Here is a 7,155-nt window from a genome sequence, read left to right on the forward strand (position 1 = left end):
CTTCGTCATCCTAGGGCGGAGCGAACGCGAAGCGGAGCGCAGACCCTAGGATCCATGCCGTTACCGTGGCTGTGGAGCGCGGCGACCCAAAAGGCCCTCATGTGATTTGACGCTGCCGCGCGCTGACCTACCCTTCAATGCCGGAAACGAGGAGACGAGCGATGCTGTCACCTTTCAACCGGAACGTCACGCTGGCAGCGGCGGTGATGCTTGCCGGCGCCACCGCAGCCTATGCCCATCATGGCTGGTCGTGGACGCAGGACGGGCTTTTCGAACTCAAGGGCAAGATCACGGCCATCTATATCGGCAATCCGCACGCCACTCTGGATGTCGACACCAAGGGCGAGGTCTGGCGGGTGGAGATGGCGCCGCCGTCCCGCACGATTGCCGCCGGCTTCAAGGAAGGTGTTGCCAAGGTCGGCGACGAGGTGACGGCGATCGGCCATCGCTCGCGCGACGATAGTGAAAAGCGCATGAAGGCAGTCCGCATCATCGTCGGCGGCAAGACCTACGATGTCTATCCCGACCGCGTGCCGCCGGCCTGAATGGACGGGTTTTTCGCCGGCATCGAGCAACTCGCGCTTGTGCGGGGACTGAAGGCCTCCTTCGTCGCCTACCCCATAGTCAATGCGCTGCACATCATGTCGATCGGCACGCTGCTGACCAGCGTCTGGCTGATGGACCTCAGGATCCTGGGCGCCTTCCGCGCGCTGCCGCAGGCGCCGTTCGTCACACTGCTGCGCCGCACCGCATTGGGCGCGTTTGGCGGAGCACTCGTCACGGGGTCGCTGCTGTTTTCGGTTAGGGCGAGCGAATATGTGGCGATGCCGATCTTCCTCGCCAAGATGGGGCTTATCCTTCTCGCTGGCGCCAACTTCTTGGTCTTCGTGCGCCGCGCAAAAGGCGGTGACGAGCCGGCCGGTGGAGCCGTGACCGTGCTCGCTATGCTTTCGCTGGTGCTGTGGACGTCCGTGCTGTTTGCGGGGCGGTTTATTGGGTTTCTCTGATTGAGGCGATCGTCGGCACTGGTTTCCCGCGGCGGGCGGACAAGCTCCCAAGCAGGGCCGAGGCGACGCTAAGGCGCTGCGCCATTGTATCGACGCGACGGGAACCTTCGCGGTGAGCCTGCAGGCGCACAGCTTTGTGCCGGTGGCGTCGTGGCCGATGGAATTTGATATCGAGAACGAGTGTGCCGCGGTGGAGTCAAGGAGGTTTCCGAGTTCCGGCCAGGCCTGCGCGCCAACTTGCCATCAGCGAGATCCTGCGCAACCTTATGGATTCAGAGGGGGCAGGGCGGAATGGAGCGTGCAACGGCAGTATGGGTGTTTCACTGTGGTGGAATTCCGGGCCGCTCAGCTACGTGGTCCGCGGCAATGCCCTACTCGCCAAGATAATGAACAATGGTCCGAGGGCAGGAGAAACAAACGTGTTGATTAGGGTTGAAAGTGGCGCGATAACCTCGTCTCGGGGACTGGGGGAAATTCAAAGTGCAGAAAATTGCGGGATCCGAACTAAAGGGATAACATTGCTCAGCTTCTGAGGGTCAAATTCAGGGATGTTACCGTAGAAAAAAGACTCGCCGCCACGACAGCTGATGTATTCTATGTGGATGATACCAACGTCATTTTTCCAAGAAAAGTTGCTATTGAAGCAAAAGATTGGAAAAAGTCGCTGACCAGCGAAGACATATCTAAGATATACAACCTGTATTCCCCGTCGATCATTAGCAGAGAAATAGATTCTCTTTGGATCGTTGGGAGAATTGAGCTGGCGTCGTCGCCAAGGTCTACCATAAACAACCTCCCAGGAGTTGCATACACAACATTCGAGGGATTTCAATCGTCCCTTATGAATTTTCGTTTACTCATTACCGATAATATACTTGAATTCGAAAATCACGACTCTTCTAAGAATTTTATACACTCCAGAATCATGGACAGCGATCAGACGGTATTCGAATACACGAAAAAATGGATGACCTCAGATTCGTCCGGATTAGTTGTCTACGGAGGATATGGAGTTGGGAAAACAAGCTATAGTTTATTTGTAAGTTCTTACTATTCAAAGGAATACATTGCCGGCGATTTTGACCGGATACCAATAAGATTTTCACTGGGCGGCTTGTACACGAAGCAAGATTTGCCTGCGTTAATCCGTGCGTCTCTGAGCGGTGCTGACGGGAGGCCGGCGGTTAAGGAATTTTCTTACGCACTGTTCCTAGAGATGGCGCGACTCGGGAAGCTTCTACTCATCTTGGATGGGTTTGATGTGATGCGTCACGCGATGGACATCGATGATTTCGCGGTTATATTTGAGCAGATGAAGCCTCTTTTCGAAGGGAGATCCAAAGTAATTGTTCTCGGCCGTCCTGATTCATTTTTTAGCGACGATGAGGAGAATAGAATAATGAACTCTCTTTTTGGCGGGATCCATAAGGGAGAGGGAAAAATCGAAAAGGTTGAAGTTTCTCTTCTAAATGGTTCCGAGATAGATTTATATCTAAACAGGTACTTTAAAGCTCAGGTACGAAGAAGAATAGAGCTTATTATTTTCCGCATAAAAGTTACATGGAATACCTGGTTGCTGCCTTTTTCTGTCACGAGAAATTTACGGTTGAAATGTATCGGGATTTTAATCGGAGCGCCAATAATGAGATACTTTCTTTTATCGCAGAGGGGCCTAAGCTTGGTAGAGAGAATCTTCGCCAGGGCCTAGGTCATATTCTTGGCGGCGTTGAGGAGAGAGTCATCGCCATATGCTCTGGAGATGAGCGAATATCTCGCGAAATCTCTGTGCTGAGAAAGTACAATATTACCGAGCAGAATATATATTTATACTACTATAATTTGGTCTCTTCCGGTAGAACTGCGCTCGCTATGGACGTGCTTAGGAAAGGTTTTTCTGATGTCGGAACGGTGGGGAGGATATCGGCGGTCATTAGCTGTGTCAGCCACGCCATCATTGAGTATCGCGACAAGCAGTTTGTAATGTTCTTGTTAGCTAACGTTATAACCAGCATGAATAGATTTCACCTACGTGATTTTCTTAAGACAGGAATTCCGCTGCCGTTTATCCAGGTCCATGCTACCAGCGTCAAGTCAATAGCCGTAGCTGAGAGCGTAAGATTTGATGGAAAGCGAGGCGGAACGATTGAAATTTCAGCTGACGATTTAGGCCGATTTGCTCGGCGTGCGTCCGCGAACTCGCTGTTTGTTCATTTCGAAAATCGTCCTGACGCAGCAAGAAATTTCTCAGTTTCCATCGACGATCTGTTTCCACATTTAGACGCGGAATGGCGAGAGCTTGTGGTTGATATCGCCGCTGCTGCGAGCGCTGTCGGCGGTCGCATCCCGTATTCGTTGTCAGGCGAGGCTTCTGTCAGATTTATGCGAGGCGCGTCTGGTTAGGTCTGATCTGACTTGACGGGACAGCGCCCCCCTCTGGCCTGCCGGCCATCTCCCCCACAAGGAGGGAGATTGGCTAATCGCATTAGGCGAAATACTCCTGCAGCGGCCGAACCTCCAGGCTCCCAGCTCTCAGCGCTGCAATCGCTTCCGCCACCGCAGCCGCGCCCGACAGCGTCGTGTAATACGGCACCTTCTGCATCAGCGTCGCCCGGCGCAGCGATTTTGAGTCCGACACCGCTTTCTGGCCGTCCGTGGTGTTGAAGACGATCTGCACCTGGCGGTTGCGGATGGCGTCTTCGATGTGCGGGCGGCCTTCGAGCACCTTGTTGATCTTCTCCGCCGCGACGCCGTTCTCGGCGAGGAAGCGGGCGGTGCCTGAGGTGGCGAGCACCTTGAAGCCCTGGCCGGCGAGGCGCTTGACCGCCGGCAGGATGCCTTTCTTGTCCTCATCGCGCACCGAGACGAACAGGGTGCCGGAGCGCGGCAGGTCGACGCCGGCGCCTAGCTGGCTCTTGGCGAAGGCGAGCGCGAAGTCGCGGTCGAGGCCCATGACCTCGCCGGTCGAGCGCATTTCCGGGCCGAGCAAGATATCGACGCCGGGGAAGCGGGCGAAGGGGAATACCGCTTCCTTGACGGCGATGTGGCCGGGATTGCGCGGGTCGGGCATGGCGCCGTAATGGGCGAAGGCGTCTTCCAGGCTTTCGCCGGCCATGATGCGGGCGGCGATTTTCGCGATCGGCCGGCCGATGGTCTTGGCGACGAACGGCACGGTGCGCGACGCGCGCGGGTTGACCTCCAGCACATAGACGGTGCCGTCCTTGATCGCGTACTGCACGTTCATCAGGCCGCCGACATTGAGCGCGCGGGCAAGGGCGGCCGTCTGGCGCTCGAGCTCGTCGACGAGCTCCGAAGGCAGCGAGTGCACCGGCAGCGAGCAGGCCGAGTCGCCCGAATGGATGCCGGCCTCCTCGATGTGCTCCAATATGCCGGATACGTAGGTCGACCTGCCGTCGCAGAGGCAATCGACATCGACCTCGATGGCGCCTGAGAGATAGGTATCGAACAGAAGCGGGTTCTTGCCGAGCAGCGTATTGATCTGGCCGGTCTTGTCGTTGGGGTATTTCTGCTTGATGTCCTCCGGTACCAGGCCGGGCACGGTGTCGAGCAGGTATGATTGCAGCATGCTTTCGTCGTGGATGATCTGCATGGCACGGCCGCCGAGCACATAGGACGGGCGCACCACCAGCGGGAAGCCGAGCTCGCCGGCAACGAGGCGGGCCTGCTCGACCGAGTAGGCGATGCCGTTCTTCGGCTGGCTGAGGCCGAGCTTGTGCAGCAGCTTCTGGAAGCGGTCGCGGTCCTCGGCTAAGTCGATCATGTCGGGCGAGGTGCCGAGGATCGGGATGCCGGCCTTCTCCAGTGCGTCGGCCAGCTTCAGCGGCGTCTGGCCGCCGAACTGCACGATGACGCCGACCAGCTCGCCCGAGGCCTGTTCGGCGCGCAGGATCTCCAGCACGTCTTCCGGCGTCAGCGGCTCGAAATAGAGCCGGTCGGAGGTGTCGTAGTCGGTCGACACGGTCTCCGGGTTGCAGTTGACCATGATCGCCTCGAAGCCGGCGTCGCGCAGCGCAAAGGCGGCATGACAGCAGCAATAGTCGAACTCGATGCCCTGGCCGATGCGGTTGGGGCCGCCGCCGAGGATGACGACCTTTTTGCGCGAGGAGACCTGCGCCTCGTTGGCGAGCGCGCCGGCGAACGGGACCTCATACGTCGAGTACATGTAGGCGGTGGGCGAGGCGAACTCGGCGGCGCACGTGTCGATGCGCTTGTAGACGGGATGAACGTCGAGCTTGTCACGAATCTTCTGGACGTCTTCGACGTCTTTCCTGACTAGCGACGCGAGGCGGGCGTCCGAAAACCCCATCGCCTTCAGCATGCGCAGATTGGCGGCGTCCTCGGGGATGCCGTGCTCGCGGATGCGATCCTCCATGGCAAGGATGCCGGCGATCTGCTCGAGGAACCAGGGGTCGATCTTGCACATTGCGTGCACGTCTTCCAGCGAGGTGCCCATGCGGATCGCCTGCGCCACCATGCGCAGCCGGTCCGGCGTCGGCGTGCCCAAGGCGGCGCGGATGGCGTTGCGGTCATCGACATGGCTGGCTGGCGCGTTCCCGTGGCCGATGCCGGGGATCTCGATCTCGTCCAGACCGGTCAGGCCGGTCTCCAGCCCGCGTAGCGCCTTCTGCAGCGATTCCTGGAAAGTGCGGCCAATGGCCATGACCTCGCCGACCGACTTCATCGAGGTGGTCAGTACAGGCTCGGCGCCGGGGAATTTCTCGAAGGCAAAGCGCGGGATCTTGGTCACGACGTAGTCAATGCTCGGCTCGAACGAGGCCGGCGTGGCGCCGCCGGTGATGTCGTTCTCCAGCTCGTCCAGCGTATAGCCGACGGCGAGTTTTGCGGCGATCTTGGCTATGGGAAAACCCGTCGCCTTGGAGGCAAGTGCGGACGAGCGCGAGACGCGCGGGTTCATCTCGATCACCACCAGGCGGCCGTCGGCCGGGTTGACGGCGAACTGCACGTTGGAGCCGCCGGTCTCGACGCCGATCTCGCGCAGCACCGCGATCGAGGCGTTGCGCATCATCTGGTATTCTTTGTCGGTCAGCGTCAGCGCTGGGGCGACGGTGATCGAGTCTCCCGTATGCACGCCCATCGGGTCGATGTTCTCGATCGAGCAGATGATGATGCAATTGTCGGCCTTGTCGCGGACGACCTCCATCTCATACTCCTTCCAGCCGAGCACGCTCTCCTCGATCAGCACTTCGGTGGTCGGCGAGGCGTCGAGGCCGGACTGGACGATCTCGAAGAATTCGGCGCGGTTGTAGGCGATGCCGCCGCCGGTGCCGCCCATGGTGAAGGAGGGGCGGATAATGGCGGGCAGGCCGACATGGTCGAGCGCCTGGGCGGCGATCGCCATGCCGTGGCTGATATAGCGCTGCTTGCGGTCGCCCTCGCCAAGGTTCCAGCGCGTCTCCAGCGCATCGAGCGCGGCATCGAGGTTTTCGGGCTTTTCCGCTTTCAGCGCGGCGCGCTCGGCCTCGTGTGTCTTGCGGTCGGCATTCTTGACGTCGGTGGCGTTGGCCAACATCGACTTCGGCGTTTCCAGGCCGATCTTGTTCATCGCCTCGCGAAACAGCGCGCGGTCCTCGGCCTTGTCGATGGCGTGCGCATCGGCGCCGATCATCTCGACCTGATAGCGGTCGAGCACGCCCATGCGGCGCAGCGACAAAGCGGTGTTTAATGCGGTCTGCCCGCCCATGGTCGGCAGCAGCGCGTCGGGCCGCTCCTTGGCGATGATCTTGGCGACAACTTCGGGCGTGATCGGCTCGATATAGGTGGCGTCGGCCAGTTCCGGGTCGGTCATGATGGTGGCCGGATTGGAATTGACCAGGATGACGCGAAAACCCTCTTCCTTGAGCGCCTTGCAGGCCTGGGTGCCGGAATAGTCGAACTCGCAGGCCTGGCCGATGACGATGGGGCCGGCCCCGATGATCAGGATCGACTTGATGTCGGTGCGTCTTGGCATGTCGAGGGTCCGTTCGGCGGGCGGCTTGCACAAAAAGCCGGACGGGATGACCCGGCCGGTTGTGCTCGCGATTCTGGTATCAGGCTAGGAGGGCCTTATAGGGAAGAGTTTTGCCGGATGTAACCCCGAAAATGAGGGAGTAGGGGAGTAGGGGGGTAGGGG

Annotated in this window: 5 protein-coding genes; 4 read left to right on the top strand and 1 reads right to left on the bottom strand. The window is 59.0% G+C overall.

From position 1 onward, the window contains the following. Positions 1–161 precede the first annotated feature (161 nt). From E5W70_RS29670 to E5W70_RS29685, 4 genes are all read left to right on the top strand, one after another. Positions 162–545: a DUF6152 family protein gene (locus E5W70_RS29670; RefSeq protein WP_292664844.1), complete on the top strand. Its 384-nt coding sequence runs from the start codon at positions 162–164 to the stop codon at positions 543–545. Then, positions 546–1,007, top strand: a complete 462-nt coding sequence (locus E5W70_RS29675) for a DUF6644 family protein (RefSeq protein ID WP_292664845.1) — start codon at positions 546–548, stop codon at positions 1,005–1,007. 598 nt (positions 1,008–1,605) lie between these two features. Continuing rightward, positions 1,606–2,715: a hypothetical protein gene (locus E5W70_RS29680; RefSeq protein ID WP_292664846.1), complete on the top strand. Its 1,110-nt coding sequence runs from the start codon at positions 1,606–1,608 to the stop codon at positions 2,713–2,715. Positions 2,716–2,792: 77 nt separating this feature from the next. Further along, positions 2,793–3,407, top strand: coding sequence for a hypothetical protein (locus tag E5W70_RS29685; protein ID WP_292664847.1), 615 nt, complete (start codon positions 2,793–2,795; stop codon positions 3,405–3,407). An 82-nt stretch (positions 3,408–3,489) separates the two neighbouring features. Here the strand turns inward: E5W70_RS29685 and carB are convergent, their stop codons facing one another. Further along, complete coding sequence (carB, locus tag E5W70_RS29690; protein ID WP_292664848.1) at positions 3,490–6,993, bottom strand: carbamoyl-phosphate synthase large subunit; 3,504 nt, start codon at positions 6,991–6,993, stop codon at positions 3,490–3,492. Between the last annotated feature and the right edge of the window lie 162 nt (positions 6,994–7,155).

This window comes from Mesorhizobium sp. (assembly GCF_005063415.1).
Lineage (GTDB): Bacteria > Pseudomonadota > Alphaproteobacteria > Rhizobiales > Rhizobiaceae > Mesorhizobium.

Coding starts and splice junctions, on each gene's coding strand:
- E5W70_RS29670 (WP_292664844.1), top strand. CDS start 162: ATGCTGTCACCTTTCAACCGGAACGTCACGCTGGCAGCGGCGGTGATG.
- E5W70_RS29675 (WP_292664845.1), top strand. CDS start 546: ATGGACGGGTTTTTCGCCGGCATCGAGCAACTCGCGCTTGTGCGGGGA.
- carB (WP_292664848.1), bottom strand. CDS start 6,993: ATGCCAAGACGCACCGACATCAAGTCGATCCTGATCATCGGGGCCGGC.